Below are 1468 nucleotides of genomic sequence, written 5' to 3' on the forward strand. Positions count from 1 at the left end.
TAAAATGACTATACACCGTACATTGATGTACGATGCAATCCCTTTTTAGCTAATTTGTATAATTTTCACTTATTTTTTATGTAATTATACACAACTATGAGTGTAAAAAATCGCACTCGAATCCTACATGACAAATATACATGATTGCACATCTTATGGATATCTAACAGGAGGTTTTATGACGCACGATAAAAAACGGCTGCTCTCGATCGGCGAGGCAGCCAAAGCGTTGGAAGTGACCCGACGCATGATTTTAAATTATGAAGACAAGGGCCTTATTCTGCCGGATCAGAAAGACGGTATCAATGGAAACCGTTACTATACAGCAGACACCGTCTCGCGCATCCGGAGCATCCGCATTCTGCAGAATCTCGGTCTGTCGCTGGATGATATCTATGCCTATTATCACGGCACGACGGATCTGGAGCCACTGATCGCGCGTCTGGAAGATCTGCGTGACGAGATCAGCCGGAATATTGAGAAATTAAAAGAACATTCAAAAGAACACAATGACTTTGAAATCCGACAGATAGAACTTCCCGCCCAGACCGTTTACTGCCAGGATCTGCATTCGACAGAACTTGAAGACAAGAAAGAGCAATTACGTAGCGTCTTCATCAAGGCGATCCGCCAATATGGTTCTGACACCACCCAGCATATGTTTTTCACCGAATACAACCTTTCGAATCCGGGCGATTTTACCTGCTGCATCGCCGTCCCGCCGGAAAGCCTGGGTGAACATCTCGTCACCCTGCCCTGCCAGAAAGCGCTCTGTATCTTTTATCACGGTGCCTATGAAGGTCTTCCGGTAATTGTGAAGCATCTTTGTGCGTATGCTAACAAATATCAGATTCCATTAAAGGGCACCGCCCGCCACCTCTATCTGGAGGGACCGCCCCAGCACAAAAATCCTGAGAATTTTCTGACGCAGGTAGCGGTTCTGGTGGCGGATGATACCCTTTAAACAAAGCCGTGATCCGTATAATCCGTAAAACTCCGGTACTCCGTCAGATCCTCCTGCGCCGCATATCCCGGCGTATTGACTGGAAATACGATCGGCTCCGAACGTGCCTATCTGTACCCAGAATCACTGCCTTACACTTCAATCGCCCCAAACCGGAACGAATACAGGTAGCGCTCCGCCACCCTTTTTCCTGTTATCTGTTCTAGTGCGCGGGTATAGTAGCGCACCTGTGCCTCATAGCGGCGGATCAGAATGTCTGAATTTTCCACATAATCTGTCTTATAATCCACCAGAACCAGCTTACCGTCCTCCTCAAAAAAGGCGTCGATGATACCCTGTATCAGAATCCGCTCATCCGAATCCCACTCGCCCATCTCGCGCGCCGGAATACCGATGACGAACTGTTTTTCCCGGTACAGTTTCCCGGCTGCTGCCGCTCTCTGCATGCGTTTTCCCAATGAACTGGCTGTCAGTTTTGCCAGATCTGAGCCGCGCACCAACGCC

Annotated in this window: 2 protein-coding genes; one reads left to right on the forward strand and one right to left on the reverse strand. The window is 48.3% G+C overall.

The window, feature by feature from the left end; all coding sequences use genetic code 11:
* Positions 1-178 precede the first annotated feature (178 nt).
* Entirely contained in the window at positions 179-964 is a 786-nt protein-coding gene (locus tag QVO97_RS01600) for a MerR family transcriptional regulator (RefSeq protein WP_022358674.1), read from the forward strand.
* Positions 965-1095: 131 nt separating this feature from the next.
* Here the strand turns inward: QVO97_RS01600 and QVO97_RS01605 are convergent.
* On the reverse strand, positions 1096-1468 hold a 373-nt coding region (locus tag QVO97_RS01605; RefSeq protein ID WP_288188612.1), incomplete at its 5' end, for a PD-(D/E)XK nuclease family protein.

This window comes from Clostridium sp. CAG:43, assembly GCF_000434655.1.
GTDB lineage: Bacteria > Bacillota > Clostridia > Lachnospirales > Lachnospiraceae > Otoolea > Otoolea fessa.